Below are 22490 nucleotides of genomic sequence, written 5' to 3' on the forward strand. Positions count from 1 at the left end.
AACTGCCTGTACCCTCAGGCCTCATGACAGCTACTCAGATCGCTCCCGAGTGGACCGCCGAGGAACTGGCAGAGCTGGCCGAGCTTCAGACCAGGAACGAGGCACTACCGGAGGACGCGCCTCGCGGACTCCTGTCGGTGCGCCTGTCGATCCTCACGGAGGACACCACCAGCCCCGCACGGCAGGAACTTGATCTTCGTCGCTACGCCAACCGAGAGGGCATCAGGGTTGTCGGTGTGGCCCGGGATCTCGGCGTGTCCGCAACCAAGAAAGCGCCTTGGGAACGGAAGGAACTCGGCAACTGGCTCAACAATCGCATCCCGGAGTTTGACCTTATTCTGTTCTGGAAGTTGGACCGATTCATCAGGCGCATTTCCGACCTGCATGAAGTCATCAAGTGGTGCGAGAAGTTCGGGAAGAATCTTCTTTCCCTAAATGACACACTGGATTTGTCATCCCCCATGGCTCAGGCAATGGTGACGTTCATTGCAGCAGTAGCGGAGATTGAAGCAGCTAACACCAAGACCCGCGTTTCGTCGCACTGGGAATACACGAAGCAGCAGGATCAATGGCGTATCGGTAAGCCTTCATACGGCTACAAGACTGCCAGGGTGGATGGGAAACTTCGGCTAGTACAGGAATCGGAGCAAGCGCGAGCAGTTCGTTACATGTACCGGGCCGCAATACGAGGAGTTCCGGCCAATCGAATTGCCAAGGTCCTAGACAGGGCCAAGGTTCCGACTTACAGCAACCGGAAATGGAACAATCAGCAAATTCTCAGAACCCTCAGGAATCCCGCAGTAAAGGGAATTCGCACCGAGGGAGGCACCAAGGCAACAACCTACAAATCCACACCCGTCCTAGACAAGAAAGGCCAGGAAATCAGGGTCACCGATGAACCGATCCTGACTGGCGAAGAATTCGATAAAGTACAAGCAGCGCTTGCCACCCGCGCAAAAAACAAGCGTCACCACGAGAAGAATCGACGCCCTACCAGATTCCTTGGCGTCATGAAGCACCAGTGCGGAAGAAACGTCAACGAAACGAACAACTACAAGACGCTTTCTACTGGCGAGGTCAAGGAGTACCGGTATCTGCGGTGCCCGGATTGCCGGAAGCCTGGATTCGTAATACCGGACCCTGAGCATGCGTACTCTGCTCTGACACAGGCCGTATTTGAGGCCCTGGGGGACTTCGAGGTAATCCGTCGCGAGTACGCCCGAGGCGACGAGAATAGGCGCGAACGGACCCGATTGGAAGAGTCCATTGCCTATTACATGTCCGGATTGGAGCCCGGCGGGCGATTCGACAAATCCGGTTTCATCCGAGAAAAGGCGGAGACCACACTAGACGCCCTAATGAGCGATCTAGGGAAGATCGACCCGGAGTCCACAAAGGACAGGTGGATCTACGAAAGCACCGGCGTAACCTACAGCCAACACTGGAAATCCGGTGGCATAGAAGCCATGGAAAGAGACCTACTCAGCGCCGGAATAACTTTTGAACTAGGCAGGCAAGACGACGGAGAAATACTCGGAAAACTTGTCATTCCACACGACGTAAAAGAACGGCTGATCAGAATGGACAACAACTGGGGCTAGTTGCACGACTCTGCATCTGAGCCTCAGAAACAAGAGTCCCCCTTCCATCAGGAAGGGGGACTCTTTCATTTCAGCCATTGGAGAGATATACCGCATCAGCGACTACCGTACGGTTTCCGTCTTTGTCTTGAATCAGCGTTATAACACGCATTCCCCGCCTGAGAGGCACAGAACTACAGCGGGAAATCGCCTCGCCGAAGCTTGATTCCTTTTCCTTTCCCTTCCCTGCGGGGCGCCCCTCACTCGGCATACTTCCACCCCGCATTAGCCATTTCCTCGCGGGCGAGTTCGCGGCTCACGGCAATGTCTTCGGCTATTCCAGCCGCGAGTTGGGCCGCGCCAGGGGTATAGCCCGAGCCGACGTAGCGCCAGGCCGCTTCCGTGACTACGTCCGGGCCGTCCAAGGACTTGGTGTCGCCCCTGCGATGATCGGCCCGTTCCTCGCGCAAGGCGCCGTACGTGGTGGAGTAGCGGCGGGATTTGGTGAGGATGTGGCCCCGGTAGCCGAGGCTGTGAGCCCAGGAGCGGAGCCGGAGGCGTTCCAGCTCCACCAGGCCGCCCAGACGCCAGCAGGTGCCCACCAGGGCCCGCACATGGGGCGTGAGGACCGCCGCGCGGATGTCCTCGGCGGAGGTGATCCGGTAGTCACATCCGGCGCCTGTGTCGGCAGCGCCCTTGCTGACGTACTTGGCGACGTAGCCCGCCACCGCCCCGTCTGATAGACCGTCAGAACTGTCGAAGGAGTGGACCGGCCGAACGTCGAATTGGGCACCCCACACCAGCCGACGCGTGCCGTAGGCGGGCGAGTCGGGTACAGCGACATGACCGGACACGGCAGCACGGTTGACCGCTTCCGTGAGGAGTTCAGCGGTGGCCCAGGAGGGCGGGGGCGACGCAGGACCGTCCGGGCCGTCGAGGCGGACGACGGCATGGAAGTGCACGGCCGCCCGCTTCTGGAACTCGGCGACCTTCGCGAAGGACACCACCAGATGGGAGGCCAGCCGGGCACGCGGGATGCCCGCCGCCGAGGCGAGGTGGCGGCGTACGGCGGTGGTGAAGCGATCCCACAGCAGCCCGGCATGCGCGTGCCACAGCACATGGCCCACGTAGTCGTAGCAGTCCGCGCACAGCGGCATCCCGGTCAACGGATCGCCGTCGGCGTGGAGTTGGCCGCAGGACATCAGGCGCCCGTGCTCGCAGCGGGGAGCATCCCGGCGCAGTCGACACCGCTGACCCTCCACGGCGCGGTGGACGGGGCCGAAGGACGGGGCGGTGAGGGTGACGAACAGCCGGGGCCGCTCCCGCACCACCTCAGGAACGCTCTTGCCGCCGGACAGGCCCGCGCGCACCAGGTGGAAGGTGTCTCCGGCATGCAGCCGCGAGCAGGGTTCACAAACCGAGGCACGCCGGTTGCGGCAGCGCACCGCGAGACGTTCACCGGGTTCCGTCGCGGTCGAGTAGGAGGAGACCACCTCCCCCGAGGCCGCGTCATACGTCAGCGTGGAGCCGGAGAGATACACCGGCCGGGCGCACCCGCCAATGGCTTTGATCTGTTCCAGCCAGCGGGAGAAACCGGGGTCGTTGACAAGACGGACAATGTCCCGATCAGTGTCGGACAGTAGCCTCAGCCGCCGCTCACGCTCCAGCACGACCGAACGGGAATTCTTCGTGAATACGTTGGGAACACGCACCTCTGACGAGGTGTCAGACATAGCAGACCTCCATGAGAAATACCGGGTGGAGGAGCGCGAGCGGAATTACAGCTACGAGTCATGAGTGAGTTCCTTTGAAATCTCTGCTTGGCTTCGCCTGAATGAATGTCTGTGTGGGTGTGTTTGTGGATGCTGGATGAGCTTCAGCTAAATATCTTCGCTATGTCTGTGAATGTGTGTCTGTTTTTATCTGCTGTTTATGTGTGTGGATGCGTTGAAGAAGGCTCGTCGCTCCCCCGCCATTGTCCCAAACCGCCCGCCAGAAGGGCGAGTCAATTACCGTCTGGACTGCGAGAGTTGAGGTCGGGCCGCAGCGGTGGCCGGACAGCCGGACGCGATGATCCCGGCGGTGTCCGGCGACCGCCTCGCGTCTTGGTGCGGCAGTCCACCAGGACCCGTCAGCCGGAGCAGCGGGGCAGGTGTGGCAGAAACTGTCTTCACTTCTTCCAGGGCACGCCTGCGGCGTGCCGCCGGGGCGGCTACCGCACCCCGGCCCGGCATGCGGCCTTCGGCCGGTCCGGTCCGGGGCGCCACCGCCCCGGCACACCACGAGGCGAGCTGGGAGGGCTGAGCCAGAACCAGCACTCTCCGCCCATCCACACCGGCCCCCTGGACTGACGGCCCAGGCACACCGGTGCCAGGACTCCGGACACCGGCCCGGCACCAGGACCCCACTGCCCAGCCCCATCGCTCCGGCCGCCCAGACCGAACCCAACCCTCTTGGGCCGGGGGTCGACGGCCTACGAGGCTTTAGGCAGCCACCATGGGGCGAGCCTCTAAGAACAGGGGGCCGATCGGGCTAAACACGGGCAGCCCCAACAGACTGCCCGATCCGCTGGCGAGCGTAAGGCCCCCTGTTCACTCGCCCCATGGCAGCTCCCGCCCAAAGCCTCTACGGCCGGCGACGTGCCCAAGTGCACCACGAAGGAACTACCCGCAAAACAATCGGATCAGGGATCGGAAGGCTTGTCCTGCCTAAACAGATGCGACAGGCCCAATTCCTCGCACAGCTGATCCGCCATCGCCTGAACAGCCACTACCTGAGGATCGATATACGCCCAGTCGCACCGGCCCGGATGATCCTTGAAAATCGTGCACCCCGACGCCATCGGGTTCGGCTTTCCTAAACAGCAGTCGAGATCTTCGAGCCACTGAACTGACGATGCGTCACACCAGCACAGAAACACATCCGAGTCGGGAAAGACGCGGGAACCCGTCCGCAGGAACGCCACATGATGCTCATGAGGCACGTCCTCAAGCTTGCACTGGAACAGATCACCCGCCGCCCACTCGACCGAGGGCCCCGGGGAAGGGATCTTCGCGGCCAGAGCCCGGACCTCGTCACGCAGACCGGCCACCGCCGTGCACCGGTAGGTCACAGCCACACTCCCGGCACGAAGGTGTACGACCGAGTGATGTACTCCTCGAAGTGCAGATGCCCGGGGCTCTCCTTGAGGTGCCCCGCAGCCCACCGCGTCCCCTCCGAGACATCCTCGCTGCCCGTGCTCGCCAGCCCGCATACCTGACACCTCATCAGGTACACGACCGGGGTGTCCGTGTCCGGAGTCAGCGTGTGCTCACGGAACCGGAACCGGCCGCGCATCCGCGCACTCACGCCAGCCGCCGCGTACGCCACGAACGGACGATCACCTCACGGAACGTACGGTGCGACGGAAACTCCAACGCATGCGCCAGCACCCACGCCTGAGGATCAGCAAAATCCTCACTGCACACCGACGTGTGATTGCACACCGCACACTTCAACGCGTGCGTGGTCGGCTCCGCATCCGGCTCACTGTCCGGGATCAGCATCACCTGATCAGACCGGACCACCGCATCCCCGCTCACAGCCCCTGCTCCGCCCGCGCATTGGCCAACCGCACACCCGCACTCAACCGCTCAGCAGGGGTCGCCAGACGAACCGCCCCAGGGTCCGCCTCCCACTCACGGCCACCCCCCACCGGCCGCAACATCACGTACGGGCCCGCCACACCCCGATACTCCCCGACCTCAGATAAGGCCGAGTCGTACAACAGTGCGCCACGTTCCAGCGTTGCCGTGTCTACCTCCGCCTGCCTTGCCATCCTCAGTCCCTCGGGTCGAAGTCTGGAAAGGCAATCGTCACGGATGGTTACAGGGCGCTACAGGGACGCAACGTCCTAGTTTTGCGGCCTTAGTTGGCTGCGACCCCGAGGAACTGCGCCAGCTTCCGGAGGCCCGGCGGGCGGTTCGGCATAGCCCACAGGTCGGTCACTATCGCCACGGCCAGCGTGTGATGCCGCATCCACGCCGGGGCGATCTCATGCAGCCGCGTAAGCGCCTTCACTGCGCCCTCAGCGTTCCCCAAGTCCGTGTGAGCGCGCGCCACGTCGAGGAGCAGCCACGTACGCCACGAGGGCGGAGTATCGGCGCTGAGACGCATCCCCTTTGCCAATCGAATAGCCTCTTCAGGCCGCGCGTGCTGAACTGCGAGACGCACTCGCTCAATACGCACCGACGAGCGGCTGAAGACAGACACCATGCGCCCGTTCGCCGGGGGCGGCAACGTGGCCAATCGGTTCGTAGCCTTCTCTGCCGTCGTCATCATGTCGTTCGCCGTGTCGTAGTCACCCAGTCGCGCCGCACTCGTCGCCGCCGACATGAGCAGGCCACCCCAGACACGCACCCCTTCAGCCGTATCGATGTGATCACGTTCAACGTGATCAGCCGCATACACGGCGAGGTTCTCCGCATCGTCCAGCCGATTCTGTCGCTGGTAGTTCCATGCAACGGAGTTACTGACCATCGGTGCGAGCAAGGGATCAGAGGATTGCTCGGCAGCGTTCATGGCACGCTCAAGCGCGCTTAGTGCAAGGTCTGTCTTTCCCAGACGGATCGTCAGGTGCCCAGCCAACTGGAGAGCCTTCCCCAACGCTGCCTGTCCGGCGGCTCTCTCGTCGGCATTCCCCACAGCAGCGACGAAGCGCGCGTCGTTAATGACGCCGGGCAGCACTTCCATGAGACGGCCGAACTCCGCACTGTGGTAGAGAGTCCATGCGTCGGCAATCTCCTGCCTGAGAAGCGGCACAGTCAGCCGCTCAGCCCCGTTCGGCTCGGGAGGCGGAGCGAAGAGCGGCGGCATGATGGCACGGCGGACAGCCACGAGCTGGGGCGGGTCTGCATCCCCCGTGGAGGGGACTCCCGGCGGATCTCCCAGGAGCGATGTCAGCTCGACCCCAAGCCCCTGTGCCAAGGCATGCAGAGTTGGCAGTCTCGCGCTGTGCTTCCGCTTCTGCTCAAGGCGCTTGATCACGTCGGAGGAGACGCCTGATTTCTCGGCCAACCCCTCTTGGGTGAGGTCGGCCAACCGCCGCAGCCGGACCAACCGGTCACCAAGGTGCTCAGCCATACGTCGAGAGTACGGCTACTCCTCAGCGGAACACAGATGATCTTTCGATGACGGGAGTTGAACGCCAGCACAGACAGCGGAAGTTCGGCTGTCCCCGCCATCCCTCTCCAGCACTGAACTAACCGTCACAGTGATCCGCTGCCGCTTCCGCCTGCCGGGCGTGCTGGCAAGGGTAGAGAACGGGGTGACCTTGGGGGACTCCTCGGACTCCTTCGGGAGCCTCTTGGGCAAGCCGAGAGCCCCTAGCGCCTCTTGCTGCTCATGGACGCTCATACCGGCGAACAGGGCCGCAGCATCGTCAAGTTGAGACATGCCAGCCCCTACACGCTTGCCAGAGACAGCTTGACTGCGAACCCCAGGAAGAGCACCCCGGCGGCCGAGGTGGCCCCCGCGCTGAGCGCCCTCCGGCGACGGAACGCGGCAGCCAGACGAGACCCGCCGAAGATGAGCGCGGACAGGTACAACACGCTGGCCAACTGGGCGAGTACGCCCAAGGTCAGGAAGCCCATGACCGGGTTGGATTCCGACACGAACTGCACGAAGAAGGCGACGAAGAACAGGATCGCCTTCGGGTTGAAGAGGCTCACGACGAAGGCACGGCGGTAGGGCCGCTCCTCGGCCGCCTCCTCGGCGGGCGCCGGCGCCATGGCCGCCCGCTCCTTGCGGCTCCGCCACATCGTCCACGCGGCCCGCAGCATCCCGAACGCCAGCCAGGTCAGATACCCGGCCCCCGCGTACTTCACGATCCCGAACAGCACGGCGTTGGCCTGCAACAGCGAGGCGACCCCGGCCGCGGAGAGCGTCATCAGCACGGTGTCCCCGCACCAGACACCGGCGGCGGCCGTGTACCCGGCACGGGTGCCGCGCCGGGCGGCGACCGAGAGGACGTACAGCGAGTTGGGACCGGGCAGCAGGACGATCAGGACCAGGCCGGCCAGGTAGGTGGGGAGGTCTATGACACCGAACATGAGAACGAGTGTCGCACGGGGTACGACAGTCAGCCGTCGCCGTCGAGGAGGACGTCCACGGAGAGGTCGAGGGAGCGTGCGCGCCGTCCGGCGGCGGGGTCTGGGTGGGGAAGCGCGGCTCAGGGACTCGGGGTCGTAGACGGGTTCGACCGGTGTTCAGGACTCGGACTCGCGCACCTTGGCGGGCACCTCCGCTCCCCACGGGCCCCGCCGTTCGCGACCCGTCATCCGGGGGTACGTCTCCGGGGTACGAGGCCGGTGAGACGACGGGGGTCCGCGATGCGTACTACGGGTATGGGGAGGCGTACTGCGGGCAGGGTGAGAGCGGTCGCCGCCGCGGCGGCCCTGTCGGCCGTGGTGGCGGTGTGCGGCTGCACGGTGCAGGGCGCGGACGCGGACGGCAAGCACCATCTGCCCGTACGCATCCAGCTTCCGGACAGCGGCAGTAGCGGTAGCAGTGACGCCGGTGACAACAAGGCTTCCGCCTCCCCGAGCACCGCCCGCGCCGCGAACGTCCTGTGGTCGCGCGGCGACAGCGGCGGCCAGGTGCGCGAACTGCAGGCGCGGCTACGGCAGGTCGACTGGCTCTTCGACGGGCCGACCGGGACGTACGACGACCTCACCGAGGAGGCCGTCGCGGGTTTCCAGGGCAAGCGCGGGCTGCCGAAGACGGGCGAGACCGACACCGTCACCTGGCAACGGCTGCTGAAGATGACGCACGAGCCGGGCAAGTGGGACCTGTACCTGATGGGCGGCCAGCCGGCGGGCGCACCCGACCCGCGCTGCCTCACCGGCCGGGTCCTGTGCATCGACAAGACGAGCCGGACCCTGCGCTGGATGATCGACGGGCGCACGGTGTCGACGATGTCGGTGCGCTTCGGCGCGCAGTACACCCCGACCCGCGACGGTGTGTTCCAGGTCTACTGGAAGGCCCGGAACTGGGTGTCCACGCTCTACCACTCCCCCATGCCGTACGCGATGTTCTTCAGCGGCGGCCAGGCGGTGCACTACTCGTACGACTTCTCGATGCGGGGTTACGCGGGCGGCTCGCACGGCTGCGTCAACGTGAGGGACGAGGCGGCGATCGCGAGTCTCTTCGCCCAGGTGCGGACCGGCGACAAGGTCGTCGTCTACCAGTAGGTGTATGAGGCGCGGGCGGGACCGGGGGAACGTGTCCCACCCGCGCCGAGTGCACGAGCCGTAGGTACGGGGGGAACCCCGGCTCTGTGCGAGGGCCGATGACCAGTCGGCTCACTCAGTACTGCGCCACGACGGCCGAAAACGTCACACCTGCCGTGGAAAAACTTCCATGAGTTACGTACGCGCAGGTCAGCGGCGTGCGATCAACTCACAGCGCTCAGAGCGCGCTGTACGTCGGACTCGGCGACGGGGTCTGCCGGGCGGTGGTGGTGTGCGACGGGACCGGGGTGGAGGCCGACTGCGGCCGGATGAGCGGGGTGAGGACCGAGGCGCCGGAGGCGTCGTTGTCGTTGCGACCGCCACCGCTGCCGCCGCTGCCACTGCCGCCGCTGCCGCCGCTGCCGCCCGGTGCGATCGGGGCTATGTGCCCGTCGCCGCCACCGCCCTGACCGCCGACCTGCTCGTCCGAATCGTTCTGGTCGCCGCCCTGCGCGCCACCGTTCTTGCCGATGCCGCTGCCGTTGCCGGTGCCCTTGCCGCCGGCGCCCTTTTCGTCCGTGTCGGTACCGGAGCCGGCGCGCTCAAGGAGACCCTTGCAGTACGTCCACACGTGGGACGTACCGCCCGCCGCACCCTCCAGGGTGCGCTTGCGGCCGGGGGCCAGCGGCTTGCCGTCGCGCACGGCACGGCAGGACGAGGTGACACCGCTCCACCAGCCGCCGGAGCCGAAGGACTTGCCGTCACCGGAACCCGCGGAGGGCGTGGGGTTCGTGCCGCTCCCGGCGGCCTCGCCGGAGGAGCCGTCGGAACCGCCGCCGCCCGTCGTGGGCGTACCCGGGCCGCCGGTGCCGCTCGGCGAGGGCGAGACGAGGGTGCGGTCGGGGGGCGTCACGGCCGCGGAGATCGAGGCGGCGGGCGCCGGGTCGTCGTGGAACGGCGTCGGGAGGACTCCCGTGGCGGCCGCGACCGCGACCCCGCCGAGCATGCCGACGCCGAGCGCGGCGGTCAGCCCGAACCGCACGGGCCGAGCCCAGCGGGGGCCGGGGCCGGTCGAGACGGGCCGCCCGAGCCGGACGAGCCCGGCGTCGGAGGAGTGCGGACGGCCGCGCCTGCCGAGGGTCGCCCGCTCGACATCGTTGCCGGTGCGGACCGCCCTGAAGGCGGCCAACGCGGCGTCCTCGCCCGGGAGTTCGACCTTGCCCAGCGAGTGGTCCACGGACAGCGCGCCGAGGGTCTTGGCGAGCCGTTCGGCCTGTTCGCGGGCGGCCGGATCGACGGCTTCCACGGACTCGCCGTGCAGCAGACGCTCGGCGGTCTCGCGGTCCAGCCATCTGTAGTCCTCGTCGGCCATCACATGTCCTTCTGCGTCCGCGCGCGCGTATGCGTCACAGTGGCGGACGTCACCGCGCGGTCGCGCGGGTCTCGCTGGGGCGGGAGGGCGTCGAGCGCCGCGGCCGATTCCGGGTCGCCGCCGAGCAGCTCCGCGAGCCGCTTCAGACCGCGGTGCGCGGCCGTACGGACGGCGCCGGGCCGCTTGCCGAGGGTCTCCGCGGCGGTCTTGGCGTCGAGGCCCATGACCACCCGCAGGACGACGGCTTCGGCCTGGTCCTGCGGCAGTTGGGCGATGAGGGAGAGGGTGTTGTCGGTGGCCAGCGCCTCGATGGCCTCGCCGGCGGTGTCGGAGTCGGCGGCGCGGCCGGTGAGTTCGGACTCGTCGCCGCCTATCGCGGGGCGGCGGCCGCGCATCCGTATGTGGTCCAGGGCGCGGTTGCGGGCGATCCGGGCCGCCCATCCCCGGAAGCGGTCCGCGTCCCCGCTGAACCGGGCCAGGTCACGGGCGATCTGCAGCCAGGCCTCGGACGCGACGTCCTCCGCGTCCGGATCGCCGACCAGCGTCCGTACGTATCCGAGCAACCGTGGGTGCACCGTGCGGTACACAGTCCGGAACGCGGTCTCGTCCCCGTCCTGTGCCGCAAGCACCGCGGCGGTCAGCTCCGCGTCGTCCCCCAGCACGTGGTCCCTCGAATTTGTTGGTCGCGTCCGCACTCCGGCGCGAAAGGCACGTTACGACCTGAAACTGTTCCTCGTCCATGTCCGTACAAGGTGCAACTACTTGGTTCGGCCCCACGGTGTGACAGAAAACGCTCGCACGGCGCTGTAAAAAGTACGGGCCGCCGCGCGGCCCGTACAGCGCGACGGCCGGGGCCTCTCCTGTGGGGGGTGGCGGCCCCGGCCGTCTCCGCGGTTTTCGGCTATGCCCTGCGGCGATGCCTGGCCATCGCCGGGAATGGCGCGCGAGGCCCGGGGCGGAGGTCATAGCCCGAGTGAGGCCGGAGACGTCCCTACGCTGCTGACGTGGGTGCCGTGCCCCCGGCGCGGATGCGCTGACCGAGGAAGAAGGCCGCGCGGTCCAGTGCCTCGTCGGCCTCGTCCAGGATGCCGGCGAACGACTGGAACACGTGCGGCACGTCGCCGGTGATGTCCAGGACGACGTCCACTCCGGCCGCCCTCGCACGCGCGGCCAGGCGCGTGGAGTCGTCCAGCATGATCTCGTTCGTGCCCACCTGGATGAGCATCGGGGGGAAGCCGGTCAGGTCGGCGAGGACTGCCGGGCTGAGCATCGGCTGGTGCGGGTCCTGTCCGGCGAGGTACATGGCTCCGGTGTGTTCCACGGACTCGCGGGTGAGGATCGGGTCGATGCCTTCCTTCGTGTCCATGCTCCTGCCCGTGCGGGTGGCGTCGAGGCCCGGGGAGAACGTCACGATGGCGGCGGGCAGCGGGAGGCCCGCGTCGCGGGCGGCCAGACAGGTCGTGACGGCGAGGCCGCCGCCGGCGGAGTCCCCGGCGAACGCGATGGCCGAAGGGTCCCGACCGCTGTCCAGGAGAGCGCGGTAGGCGCTCAGTGTGTCTTCGATCGCGGCCGGGAACGGGTGCTCGGGGGCAAGCCGGTAGTCCAGCGAGTACGCCCCGAAGCCGGTCCTGGCCACGAGGTGTCCCGTCAGCGACAGCGCGCTTTCGGGGGAGCCGTACACCCATCCGCCACCGTGGAAGTACAGGATCGTCCCGGCGTGCGGTCCGTTGTCGGGCTCGACATGCAGTGCGGGCCGGTTGCCGAGAGTCGTCCGCGCGGTGCGGATGCCGGCGGGCACGATCATCTGGGCCATCAGCACCTCGAATCCGGCTCGGATCGCCTCGACCGACCGGGGACCCTCAGGCCGCGGCTGCCGCAGCATCGCGTCGATCCGCGCGCGCTGTTCCTTACTCATGCGCTCACTCCCTCACAAATACATTCCGCGGAACTATATTCCACGGCATCTAACGTAGACTATATGCCGTGGCATCCAAAGCGAGCGGTGAGACGGTCGGCCTCCCGGGCTTCTTCGACGACCTGGTCCGATGCGAGACGCGCCTGTACAACGCCCTCAACGACCGTCTCCGTGAGCGGCACGGCATCGTCACCTCGCAGTTCGAGGCCCTGCGTTACCTGCGCGACCACCCGGAGTCCCGCGTGGCGGACCTTGCCGCCGTGTTCGCCATCGGCATCGGCGCGAGCAGCAAGACCGTCGACCGCCTGGAGAAGCAGGGATGGGCGGTCCGGCAGCCGAATCCGTCCGATCGCCGGTCCTCGCTCCTGTCCCTGACCAACGACGGCTCGCAGCTAGTAGACGCGGCGGAGAAGACCTTCACCGGTGCACTGGCCGAGCTGATCGGAGGCACTCTCGACAGTTCCTCGGCGTCGGCCGCCGCACAGGCCCTCTCGCAGCTGCGCTCCGCACTCGAACGCGACCAGGTCGGCACACCCACAGGCTGACGGCCACCGCCTCGACCCCCGGGCAGCGACGCCCGGCCTGCACAGAGTGCACGGGGTGCACGGGGGTTGATGCGCCGGTCCTTGAGCGGGGAGGGCCGGGCTACGTCTTCATCCTTGATGTCGTGGCCCTCGGTGCGGAGCTGGGCGACGGCGGCGTCCGGTAGCGCGTGTTCCACAGCACCACGGCGTCGAGGACCGGGCCGAGCGCGCCGAGCCGGCCCTCCACGCCGTCGCGGTACGCCGGGTGGATGGAGCCGCGCTCGCCGTGGCACAGAATGTCCGCCGTCATGGCAGCGAGGGCGAACGGGCCTCATCCAGCGGGCCAAGGTGATCCACACCATCGGCCCCGGCTCGGACCAGGACGGCCCTTACTGCGCGCCGCTCCCCCGCGGCCGCCAGTCATCCTGACTACGCGTCGGCCCCGCCCGAACCCCCGCGTCCCGCGCCGCCCTGAACGCCGCCACCGCCCGCCGCTCGGCCTCGCCGTCCACGTCACCCTCGCGGAGAGCCGCGCCCAGCAGACTCGGCAGGCCAGGGAGACCCGAGGGACCGGGAAGACTCGGGGGACCCGGAAGGCCCATGTCACGTTCAGCCATGTCCGTCTCCATCCCTTTCCCGCACGCCTTCCGCCGCGCTTTCCGCCGCGCCCAGTTCGCGCGCCAGCCGCTTCAACCCCCGATACGCGGCCGTCCGTACCGCACCCGGCCGTTTCCCCAACACCCGGGCCGCGCCAGGCCCGTCGAGCCCAACGACCACCCGCAGCAGCACCGCCTCGGCCTGATCCTGCGGCAACCCCCGCACCAACCCGAGCGCGTACTCCGTGGAGAGGGACTCCAGCGCCTGGTCGTGGGTGCTGTGCGGGCCGGGCAGTTCGAGTACGTCCTGTTCGAGCGTCGCCGGTCTGGGACGTACCCGCTGCCGCCGCAGGTGGTCGAGTGCCCGGTGCCGGGCGATGGTCGCCGTCCAGCCGCGGAAGCCCGCCCCGTCGCCGCGGAACCGGCCGAGGTCGCGGGCGATCTCCAGCCACGCGTCGGACGCCACGTCTTCGGCCTCGTCGCCGACGAGCCCGCGCAGATACCCGAGCAGCCCGGGCTGCACGATCCGGTACGCGACCGCGAAAGCGCCGTCGTCGCCCTCCTGGGCCCGCGCGACGGCCGCGCCCAGTTCCCCGTCGTGCGCGTGCCCGCGCCGGGGCTCGCCTGTCTTGCCCAAGGACTGTCCTCGTCCGTACCGAGTGCGCGAAGTATCCATGTCCGGGCGGCAGTTCCCCGCCGTCCGTGCAAGCGCGACGCACCCCCGCACCCCCGTGCAGCGATCCCCCGCACCCCCCATCGCCATCAGCGCCGCCCCTCACAGAAACGTCACAGCCCGTGGCCCGCCCGGCACATCTCCGGCCCGTCGACGGGGCACGGTCCCTCTGGCCCCGGTGTACGTCCGCCCGTGGCGTCCCCGCGAACGAAGGAGACCCATGTCCGACCTCCGTATCGGTGTCCTCGGCTACGGCCTGCGCGGCAGCCTCGCCCGCGTCGCCCACCGCCCCGGCGCGGGCTCCCGCGTCAGCGCCCTCGCGGACCCCGACCCGGCGGCCCGGGAGGCGGCGGCCCGCGACTTCCCGGGCGCCTCGACGTCCAGCGACCACCGGGGAGTTGTCACGTCCCCCGACATCGACGCGATCCTCGTCCTCACCCCCGACCACACCCACGCCGACCTCGCCTGCGAGGCGCTGCGCGCGGGCAGGCCCGTCCTCGTCGAGAAGCCGCTCGACATCACCGTCGAACGCTGCGACCGCGTCCTGCGCACCGCCCACGAGACCGGCACCCGCCTCTACGTCGGCCACAACATGCGCCACATGCCGGTGATCCGCCTGATGCGCGACCTCGTCGAGGGCGGCGCGATCGGCACCGTGAGAACGGTGTGGGTACGGCACTTCGTCGGCTACGGCGGTGACTGGTACTTCAAGGACTGGCACGCCGAACGCCGTTACAGCACAGGCTTGTTGCTCCAGAAGGCGGCCCACGACCTCGACGTGGTGCACTGGCTGGCCGGCGGCTACACCCGCCAAGTCCAGGCGTTCGGCGACCTCTTGGTCTACGGCGACCTGCCGCACCGGCGCGCGCCCGGCGAGCCGAAGACCGCCGACTGGTACACCGAGGACGGACACTGGCCGCCGCACACCCAGCGGGCGCTCAACCCGGTCATCGACGTCGAGGACGTGTCGTTGGTCAACATGCGCCTGGACAACGGGGTGTTGGCCGCCTACCAGCAGTGCCACTTCACCCCCGACTACTGGCGCAACTACACCGTCATCGGCGACGCGGGGAGACTGGAGAACCTCGGCGACGGGCCGGGCGCGGTGGTGAAGGTGTGGAACAGCCGCCGCTCGGAATACCGGGAGCACGCCGACGCCGAGTACCGGGTCCCGGACACCGACCAGGACGGCGAACACGGCGGCGCCGACCCGCTGTTGATCGACGAGTTCCTACGCTTCGTACGGCACGGCGGGCGCACCGACACCTCGCCCGTCGCCGCGCGGATGGCGGTGGCCGCGGGGTCCGGGGCCACCGAGTCGCTGCGGGACGGCGGCACCCCGCGTGAGGTGCCGCCGCTCGATCCGGACCTCGTCGCCTACTTCGAGCGCGGTCAAGTGCGGGTGTCGTAGGGCAGGTTGGCGGCGTCGTAGGCCTAGATGGAGGTCTCCACCGGCTGTTGAGGGGCCTCCTTCTCCGCCGTGCCCGGTGTGGGCACCCGGTCCGCGTTCACCAGGACGCCCGCGATGAGGGCGGCCAGCAGGATCGAGGCCATCGCCCACCAGGTGGCGACGTTGAAGCCGTGTACGGCGGCCTTCGCCTCCAGGAGTTTCCGGTTCGCGCCGGGGCCCGAGTGGGCGGTGGCGTAGCGGGTGGTGACCGTGGCGGCGATCGTGTTGAGGAGGGCCGTACCGATCGAACCGCCCACCTGCTGGGCGGTGTTGAAGGTGGCGGAGGCCGCGCCGGAGTCGCGCGGGGCGACGCCTCCGGTGGCCAGGGACACCGAGGTCATCATCGCCGTACCCATGCCGAGGCCGAGCATCAGCATGCCGGGCAGGATGTACGTGGCGTACGCGGGTTCCACCCCGACCTGGGCGATCAGCGCGAGCGCGCCCGCCGCGATGAGCAGGCCCGGGACCATCAGGGTGCGCGGCGGTACCCGGTGCAGCAGCCGGGCCGCGATCTGGGTCGAGCCGGTGATCATGCCGACGGTGATGGGGAGATAGGCGACGCCCGTCTTCACCGGCGAATAGCCGAGGACGCGCTGCATGTAGTAAGTGAGGAAGAGGAACACACCGAACATGCCGATGGTGACGAACAGGATGGTCAGGAACGCGCCGACCCGCTGACGGTCCTTCACCACCGTCATCGGCAGCAGCGGAACGCGCGCCCGCGTCTGCCAGAACCCGAAGGCGCCGAGCAGTACGACCCCGGCGGCGAGCAGCGTCAGCACCAGACCGTCGCCCCAACTCCGGGACTCCGCCTCGGAGAAGCCGTACACCAGCGTGAGCATGCCGAGGGAGCCGAGGAGCGCGCCGGGTATGTCGAGATGCGCTTCGGGATGCCGGGCACTGTCGCTGAGCAGGACCCACGCACCGGCGAACGCCACCAGCGCGATGGGCACGTTGACGTAGAGGCACCAGCGCCAGTCCAGGTACTGCGTGAGGAACCCGCCCGCCAGCAACCCAACTGCTGCGCCCGCGCCGACGATTGCGCCGAACACGCCGAAGGCCTTGCTGCGGTCCTTGGGATCGGTGAACGTCGTCGTGAGCAGCGAGAGCGCGGAGGGGGCCAGCAGGGCGGCGAAGACTCCTTGCAGCGCGCGGGCGCCGAACAGCATGCCCTGGTTGGCGGCGGCACCGCCGAGCGCGGACGCGGCGGCGAAGCCGATCAGCCCGATCATGAAGGTGTTCTTGCGCCCGGCGAGGTCGGCGATCCGGCCACCGAGCAGCAGCAGCCCGCCGAACGCGAGGGTGTACGCGGTGATGACCCACTGCCGGTTCCCGTCCGACATACCGAGGTCGGTCTGGGCGGACGGCAGTGCGATGTTGACGATGGTCATGTCGAGGACGACCATCAACTGCGCGAGCGCGATGACGACCAGCGCCCACCAACGACGGTTCTCGGCCATGGATCCTCCCCGGGTCCGGCGATCGCCCTCATCGTCCTCCCGCACCCGGCCCCTTGGGAACGCCAGCGTCTCTTATTACGCCGATTTTGCCGATCGGGCCCCGCCGCGTGCCGGATGCCGAACTCCCTTACCCACCCACGCCGTTCACCGCGTCCCGGCACAGCAGCCGCAACGACCCGTGCCCGCCGAAACACCGCCGCGCCTCGTCGATGGGGTCCCACAACCGTCCCTCCGGCGTACGCAGCCAGTGCTCACCCCCGCTCGCCCACCACTCTCCGCCGGTCTGCCGCGCGATCACCTCACCGGCATACGCCCCGAACCCGCGCAACTCGCTCTCCATGGCGGCGTACGGCACCCCGTCCCGCCGTATCTCCTCGATCATCCGGTCGACCCGCCACAGGCTCTGCGCCGAGTAGTCGAGCCGCACCCGGGCCCCCTCGCGCATCGTCGCCACCGCGTCCGCCGCCCACCGGACGGGCCGCGCGGCGGCGGAGGGCCGGTGCTCCCGCGTTGTCATCACATGTGTCATCGCACCGAGAAAACCGTAGTCACGGGGCGTCCCGGCACCCCGATCCGGGCATTTCCCCGGACCGGCGCAGGACCGCCCCACCCCCACCGCACGACGGTCACAGACCTCGCGCTCGGCTCCCGCTCAACTCCGCCCGCGCGCCCGGCGCGAGACCACCGCGCGGAGCACCCGGCGCCCCTCCGTCGACACCGCGAGCACCTGACGCAGTCCGCCGACGCCGGGCCCGGTTCCGGCGAGCAGTTCGAGGACGCCGACCTGGCGCCGCAGTTCGGCGGCGACGAGGGGCGACATGCCGTCCGTACGACCCTCACGGCGGGAGTCGATGTCGTCGCCGTCGGCACCACCGGCCGGGACCATGACCTCCAGGAGTCGATGGATCCGCAGCGAGGCGACCGAGCAGACGTCGGCCCACTCCCGCACCTCGGTGCCGGCCGGAACCGCCGGCGCGGTCGCGAGCATCGTGCGGGCGAGCCGCACGGCTTGGTCCTCACCGGGTTCCTCGAAAAGGCCGGGCAACTTGGCCCGCGCCTGCTCCAGGCACTCGCCCCACGTCTCCCCCACGGCCGGGTCGGCGAGGCTGGTCCACAAGGGCCGCAACACCTCGTCGTCGCCGCCCAACAACGGCACGCACCGATCCAAACAAGCCAGTCCACCGGCGGCCAGTGCGCGATCGTCGGCCTGCGCGATCAGTTCCACCAGACTCATCCAGACCTCCCTCGGCGGGGCCCCTCCCCTATGGAACCCGCGTTTCCCCTGACTGCGCGCCCCACCCCGGGAGTGTCACACGGGACACCCCCGGGCAGGCAGAAAAAACGGAAGAAGAGGTTTTCGGCCAACAGCCGGACATCTGGCCGAACGCGCTCAGAGCCCGACCGGAATCCCCGGCCCCGCCAGCGCCTTCTCGTGCTGCATGCGGGTCAGCCGCAGGACGACGAGGATCGCGAACGCCGCGGCCGCGACATGGAGGGCGTCGAAGATCATCGACTGGCCGGCGGCCGCCTGGATGGAGCCGGCGTCCTGTCCGTACTCCAGGTAGCTCACCCGGTCGACAAGGAGCGACAGGATCCACAGCGTCCACCAGACGTTGACCAGCAGATGCGATCTGCGGGCACCCGCCGGGCTGCTGGCGTCCCAGATCTCCAGGGCGATCCGGCGCGGGTACCAGAAGTTCAGCAGCGGCACGAACCACCCGACGACCGCCCACCAGGGCTTCATGCTCTGCTCGGCAGGATCGAACACCCCGGCGTTGCCGCGCACCAGCACGAACCAGGACAGATACACGATGACGCACACGAGCATCGAGCCCGACTGGGCCTTCCCGGCCAGCGAGTCGAGCGACTCCGCCGCGTTCGCACGCCCGAACACCGCACTACCGGACGCGCCGTCCACGAGGTCGCCCGTCACGTCGTACAGCTTGAATCCGGCGTAGACGGCGAACAGATCGGCCGCGATGACGGTCCCGAGCAGCGCGGCGGCGGCCCGGCCCAGGCCGACCGGCGAGCGGAGACGGGACACCGGTCTGGGCATGGGCATGGGAACGGACACGATGAAGCAACCCCCCGAGTGCGAACAAGCAGGGGGAACATACGATCCACCGGTCCCTCAAGTCCAACGGCGTTCCGGCCGCGTCGACCGCCCCGCTCAACCCACCTTGTCCGCAAGGGACTTGAACTGCGCCCAGGTCAGCGCGGGCGTCCCCGGATCCCACAGCTTCTGGACCGTGGCCCGCAGCGGCATACGAATACCCGCCGCGACCTGGTTCTGCGTCTGGGAGTTGGCGAGGTCGCACCAGACCGCGAACGACCCGCCGAGGATCTGGCCGTCGTACTTCGCGGGAACCGCCGTCGTGCCGCGCAGCACCCGCGGCGTCCACTGCTCGTAGATCCGCCGTCCCGTCGGATAGACGAAGGTCTGCGGCTCGCCGAGGACGTAATAGAGGTACTCGTCGTTGTAGTTGAGGACCTTGCGCCCCGCGCTCAGGTACGCGACGGGCTGCCGGGCGCCGATCTCCTTGCCCGTCCAGTACGCGACCTGGAGATCCTTGGCGGCCTGCACTGACGTACCCGCGAAGAAGCCGTCGTTCCACACCCGCATCGTGCGGTCGTGGTTGCGGACCGTGTCGGCGCGGTCGTTGAGCCAGCCGGTGGTGAGGTCGGCGACGGTGCCGCCGGAGCCGTAGGCCTTCGTGGCCTCGGCCGCCAACTGCGGGAAGGACGCCTGGGGGTTGGCGACGGTCAGCGCCTGGTACTCGTCGCCGCCGAGGTGCCACTGGTCACCGGGGAACAACCCGGCGTACTCGTCGAGGAGTTCGTCGACGATCGCGGCGGACGCGTCCTTGGAGATGTCGATCGCGCCGCGCGTGGCGACGCCCGACACGTTCCGCAGCTGGAGATCCGGGTGGGCGGCGAGCACCGCGCCCAGGTGCCCCGGCGAGTCGATCTCGGGCACGACGGTGATGTGCCGACTGGCCGCGAGGTCGACGATCCGCTTGACCTGCGCCTTGGTGAGGTGATCCTTCGACACGACCTCGGGATGACTGGTGGACTCGATCCGGAAGCCCTGGTCGTCGGAGAAGTGCAGCCCGAGCTCATTGAACTTGAGGTCGCCCAACTCCCGTACCCGGTCCTCGATCCAGGCCGCGGTGAACGGCTTGCGCGCGATGTCCAGCATGAACCCGCGCCGCGGCTTGGCCGGTTGGTCGTGCACGACGCCCTCCGGCGCCGTACCGCCCCCGTGCACCTCCTGCTTGAGCGTGCGGGTGCCGTAGAACACCCCCGCGTCCGAGGGCCCGCTGATGGTGACCCGCCCGCCGCGCACGGTCATCGCGTACGACTCCGGGTTCGCGCCCTCGTCGTCGTTCAGCGCCAGCCGTACGTCCCCGGCCCGCACGTCACTCGACTCGCCGCCGTACGTCAGCCCCAGCTCCCCGGCGATCAGCCGCCCCTCGTCGACGAGATCGGCGTCCTCCACGACGACCCGGTCCCCCTTGGCGGGCCGCCAGCCGGGACCGCGCGCGGGGGTGTGGGAGCGCACGGCGGGAATGGTGCGGGGGGTCTGCGACAGCGGATACGACCGGGTCGGACTCGGTGTCGGGGACGCGGAACGGGAGGCCGCGCCGCGCGAGGCGGCGGAGGTCTCGTCGGCGGACCCGACGGCCGTGCCCCCGGAACCGCCCTCGTTCCCGGACGCGGCCCACAGCCCGAGGCCCACCCCGCCCCCGACCACCACCGTGGCCGCGGCGACCGCGATCAGCCCCCGCCGCTGCTTCAACGGCTTCACCTGCTTCGCCGACGAGCGGCGCCTGTGCTGGCTCACGGCGCCAACCTACGGCCCCGGGTGGATCGCGGGTGTCCACCACGCGTTCCGAAACTCTCCCGTCCGGGTGAAATTCGGGCACCCGTCGGACACCTCATGACCACTCCCGATAACGTGGTGACGCACTTCTCACTCTTCATCTCCGCATCCCCTGCCGCACCGTTCCGTGACGCGAGGATCCACACTGCCTGCGCACCGCCTCCCCCACCTCCCCGGCCGAGTGGCCATACCGGCGCTGCCCGAGCAGTCCCGCACCTCACAGTCCCCGAATTCGCTGGCGGGGTTCAACGCGGCGTCCCCCGAGGACGCCCGGCACACCCTCCTCACCTGCCTCCACAGCCTCCGCTGGTCCCGCCGCCTCACCGACCACCGCCCCTACCCCGACCTGGACGCCCTACTCGCCGCATCCGACGAGGCGGCGTACGACCTGACACCGGGGGACCTGGCGGAGGCCTTGGCGGGCGAGTCACTGCCGGTCCTCCCGGCCGACACCTACGAGGCCGCCCACATGGCCCTCGACGCGGCCCACGCGGCGTACGAGGCCCGCTTCGGCCACGTGTTCGTCATCTGCCCGGACGGCATCGCCCCGGACGAGGTCCTGGACCACGTCCTGGCAGGCATCCGGTCACGCTTGACGAACGACCCGGAGGAGGAGCGGGTGGTGGTGGCGGAGGAGTTGCGGCGCCTGGCAAGAGGACGGTTGAGGGTTGCCCTTAGGGGCGCGGGGAACGGCGCGACCAGCCATATTCGGCCCGCACCCGGCAAACAACACGAACCCCCCACCCATTAGCCGCCCGAAACTAGCCCATACGCGCACCTTTGCGTGCCATTTTGATCACACCAGCAGGCCCGCCGTAAGACCCGCGTCAGCGCCTGGATACGATGCTGAGGGCCGGTGGACCGTACCCGGCCGGGCCCGACCGACAGAGAAGCCGGCGCGGCCCTAAATCCCCGCTCCCGGAGGGTTCTTCCGTGCCGGCTGGAACGCTGTACCGCGGCCGGGAAGGAATGTGGTCCTGGGTGGCTCATCGAGTCACCGGCGTCCTCATCTTCTTCTTCCTGTTCGTACACGTGCTGGACACCGCTCTTGTGCGTGTCTCCCCCGAGGACTACGACAAGGTCGTAGCCACCTACAAGACGCCGATCGTGGCACTGCTGGAGTACGGCCTCGTCGCCGCGATCCTCTTCCACGCCCTCAACGGCCTGCGCGTCATCGCCGTCGACTTCTGGTCGAAGGGCCCGCGCTACCAGAAGCAGATGCTCTGGTCCGTCGTCGGCCTGTGGCTCGTGCTCATGCTCGGGGCGATCTACCCCGTGCTCGGCCACGCCGCTCGTGTTCTGTTCGGGAGCTGACGCAGATGTCTACGACTGAAACCGCAGCGTCGGGCATCGGCCCGGTGGAGAGCGCGTCCGTCTACACCGTGGACAACCCCGCGCCCCTCATCGAGGCCCCCCGCAAGCGCACCAAGAAGACCCCGAAGTCGACCCGGGGCAACTTCGAGATGTACGGCTGGCTCTTCATGCGCCTGTCCGGTGTCGTGCTGGTCGTCCTGGTCCTCGGCCACCTGCTGATCCAGCTCGTGCTGGACGGCGGTGTCTCCAAGATCGGCTTCGCCTTCGTGGCCGGCCGCTGGGCCTCGCCGTTCTGGCAGGTCTGGGACCTGCTGATGCTCTGGCTGGCGATGCTGCACGGCGCCAACGGCCTGCGCACGGTCATCAACGACTACGCGGAGCGCGCGAACACCCGGCTGTGGCTCAAGGGCCTGCTCTACACCGCCACGGTGTTCACCATCCTGCTGGGCACGCTGGTGATCTTCACCTTCGACCCGAACATCCGCTAGGCCATCGGGCTGAGGGACTGAGGAATT

The 22490-nt window shown here is 68.5% G+C and carries 21 protein-coding genes and 1 pseudogene; 7 read left to right on the forward strand and 15 right to left on the reverse strand.

The genetic code is table 11. The annotated features are described in order from the left end of the window. The first annotated feature begins 23 nt into the window (after positions 1 to 23). A complete protein-coding gene (locus tag OG714_RS20375) occupies positions 24 to 1601 on the forward strand; it encodes a recombinase family protein (protein WP_406122893.1) in 1578 nt (525 codons plus the stop codon). Between the two features lie 239 nt (positions 1602 to 1840). Here the strand turns inward: OG714_RS20375 and OG714_RS20380 are convergent, their stop codons facing one another. From OG714_RS20380 to leuE, 5 genes are all read right to left on the reverse strand, one after another. After that, entirely contained in the window at positions 1841 to 3250 is a 1410-nt protein-coding gene (locus OG714_RS20380; RefSeq protein WP_406122895.1) for a replication initiator, read from the reverse strand. 1013 nt (positions 3251 to 4263) lie between these two features. Then, complete coding sequence (locus OG714_RS20385) at positions 4264 to 4692, reverse strand: hypothetical protein (RefSeq protein ID WP_406122897.1); 429 nt, start codon at positions 4690 to 4692, stop codon at positions 4264 to 4266. Continuing rightward, positions 4689 to 4949 carry a hypothetical protein gene (locus tag OG714_RS20390; RefSeq protein ID WP_365310705.1) on the reverse strand — a complete coding sequence of 87 codons (261 nt, stop codon included), beginning with the start codon at positions 4947 to 4949 and terminating at the stop codon, positions 4689 to 4691. Before OG714_RS20390 ends, OG714_RS20385 begins: the two co-directional genes overlap by 4 nt. Positions 4950 to 5486: 537 nt before the next feature. Then, positions 5487 to 6701 carry a helix-turn-helix domain-containing protein gene (locus OG714_RS20395; RefSeq protein WP_406122899.1) on the reverse strand — a complete coding sequence of 405 codons (1215 nt, stop codon included), beginning with the start codon at positions 6699 to 6701 and terminating at the stop codon, positions 5487 to 5489. Between the two features lie 320 nt (positions 6702 to 7021). After that, positions 7022 to 7669, reverse strand: a complete 648-nt coding sequence (leuE, locus tag OG714_RS20400) for a leucine efflux protein LeuE (protein WP_406122901.1) — start codon at positions 7667 to 7669, stop codon at positions 7022 to 7024. A 279-nt stretch (positions 7670 to 7948) separates the two neighbouring features. Here leuE and OG714_RS20405 point away from each other — a divergent pair, with 279 nt between their 5' ends. Further along, on the forward strand, positions 7949 to 8809 hold the full coding sequence (locus OG714_RS20405) for a L,D-transpeptidase family protein (protein ID WP_406122903.1): 861 nt from the start codon (positions 7949 to 7951) through the stop codon (positions 8807 to 8809). Between the two features lie 217 nt (positions 8810 to 9026). On the opposite strand, the gene OG714_RS20410 is transcribed toward OG714_RS20405, so the two are convergent. From OG714_RS20410 to OG714_RS20420, 3 genes are all read right to left on the reverse strand, one after another. Further along, entirely contained in the window at positions 9027 to 10160 is a 1134-nt protein-coding gene (locus tag OG714_RS20410) for a hypothetical protein (protein ID WP_406122905.1), read from the reverse strand. Beyond that, positions 10160 to 10822, reverse strand: coding sequence for an RNA polymerase sigma factor (locus OG714_RS20415; protein WP_406122907.1), 663 nt, complete (start codon positions 10820 to 10822; stop codon positions 10160 to 10162). The genes OG714_RS20410 and OG714_RS20415 overlap by 1 nt, the downstream gene beginning before the upstream one ends. Positions 10823 to 11151: 329 nt before the next feature. Next, on the reverse strand, positions 11152 to 12075 hold the full coding sequence (locus tag OG714_RS20420; RefSeq protein ID WP_406122909.1) for an alpha/beta hydrolase: 924 nt from the start codon (positions 12073 to 12075) through the stop codon (positions 11152 to 11154). Positions 12076 to 12143: 68 nt separating this feature from the next. Between OG714_RS20420 and OG714_RS20425 the strand changes: the two genes are divergently transcribed. Continuing rightward, a complete protein-coding gene (locus OG714_RS20425; RefSeq protein ID WP_406122911.1) occupies positions 12144 to 12620 on the forward strand; it encodes a MarR family winged helix-turn-helix transcriptional regulator in 477 nt (158 codons plus the stop codon). A 65-nt stretch (positions 12621 to 12685) separates the two neighbouring features. On the opposite strand, the pseudogene OG714_RS20430 reads toward OG714_RS20425, so the two are convergent. Beyond that, positions 12686 to 12903: pseudogene (locus OG714_RS20430) on the reverse strand (Tn3 family transposase); the annotation flags it as partial. A 305-nt stretch (positions 12904 to 13208) separates the two neighbouring features. Continuing rightward, positions 13209 to 13832, reverse strand: coding sequence for an RNA polymerase sigma factor (locus OG714_RS20435; protein ID WP_406122914.1), 624 nt, complete (start codon positions 13830 to 13832; stop codon positions 13209 to 13211). Between the two features lie 256 nt (positions 13833 to 14088). Between OG714_RS20435 and OG714_RS20440 the strand changes: the two genes are divergently transcribed. Continuing rightward, the gene (locus tag OG714_RS20440) at positions 14089 to 15279 is read left to right on the forward strand and encodes a Gfo/Idh/MocA family protein (protein WP_406122916.1); all 1191 of its coding nucleotides are present in this window, start codon (positions 14089 to 14091) and stop codon (positions 15277 to 15279) included. A gap of 23 nt (positions 15280 to 15302) precedes the next feature. Here the strand turns inward: OG714_RS20440 and OG714_RS20445 are convergent, their stop codons facing one another. The 5 genes from OG714_RS20445 to OG714_RS20465 form a co-directional block, all read right to left on the reverse strand. Further along, entirely contained in the window at positions 15303 to 16778 is a 1476-nt protein-coding gene (locus OG714_RS20445; RefSeq protein WP_406122918.1) for an MFS transporter, read from the reverse strand. Between the two features lie 127 nt (positions 16779 to 16905). Then, the gene (locus OG714_RS20450) at positions 16906 to 17295 is read right to left on the reverse strand and encodes a hypothetical protein (protein WP_406122920.1); all 390 of its coding nucleotides are present in this window, start codon (positions 17293 to 17295) and stop codon (positions 16906 to 16908) included. Between the two features lie 135 nt (positions 17296 to 17430). Beyond that, positions 17431 to 18012: a hypothetical protein gene (locus OG714_RS20455; protein ID WP_406122922.1), complete on the reverse strand. Its 582-nt coding sequence runs from the start codon at positions 18010 to 18012 to the stop codon at positions 17431 to 17433. Positions 18013 to 18168: 156 nt separating this feature from the next. Further along, on the reverse strand, positions 18169 to 18840 hold the full coding sequence (locus OG714_RS20460) for a DUF4328 domain-containing protein (protein WP_406122924.1): 672 nt from the start codon (positions 18838 to 18840) through the stop codon (positions 18169 to 18171). A gap of 108 nt (positions 18841 to 18948) precedes the next feature. Next, positions 18949 to 20586 (reverse strand): beta-N-acetylhexosaminidase, encoded by a 1638-nt coding sequence (locus OG714_RS20465; RefSeq protein ID WP_406131888.1) that lies wholly within the window; start codon positions 20584 to 20586, stop codon positions 18949 to 18951. Between the two features lie 202 nt (positions 20587 to 20788). Between OG714_RS20465 and OG714_RS20470 the strand changes: the two genes are divergently transcribed. From OG714_RS20470 to OG714_RS20480, 3 genes are all read left to right on the forward strand, one after another. Further along, positions 20789 to 21412, forward strand: a complete 624-nt coding sequence (locus OG714_RS20470) for a 2-oxo-4-hydroxy-4-carboxy-5-ureidoimidazoline decarboxylase (protein ID WP_406122926.1) — start codon at positions 20789 to 20791, stop codon at positions 21410 to 21412. Between the two features lie 182 nt (positions 21413 to 21594). Continuing rightward, on the forward strand, positions 21595 to 21975 hold the full coding sequence (gene sdhC / locus OG714_RS20475) for a succinate dehydrogenase, cytochrome b556 subunit (RefSeq protein WP_078652359.1): 381 nt from the start codon (positions 21595 to 21597) through the stop codon (positions 21973 to 21975). Positions 21976 to 21980: 5 nt separating this feature from the next. Next, positions 21981 to 22463 carry a succinate dehydrogenase hydrophobic membrane anchor subunit gene (locus tag OG714_RS20480; protein ID WP_026150201.1) on the forward strand — a complete coding sequence of 161 codons (483 nt, stop codon included), beginning with the start codon at positions 21981 to 21983 and terminating at the stop codon, positions 22461 to 22463. Positions 22464 to 22490 lie beyond the last annotated feature (27 nt).

Source organism: Streptomyces sp. NBC_00989, assembly GCF_045162655.1.
Taxonomy (GTDB): Bacteria; Actinomycetota; Actinomycetes; order Streptomycetales; family Streptomycetaceae; genus Streptomyces.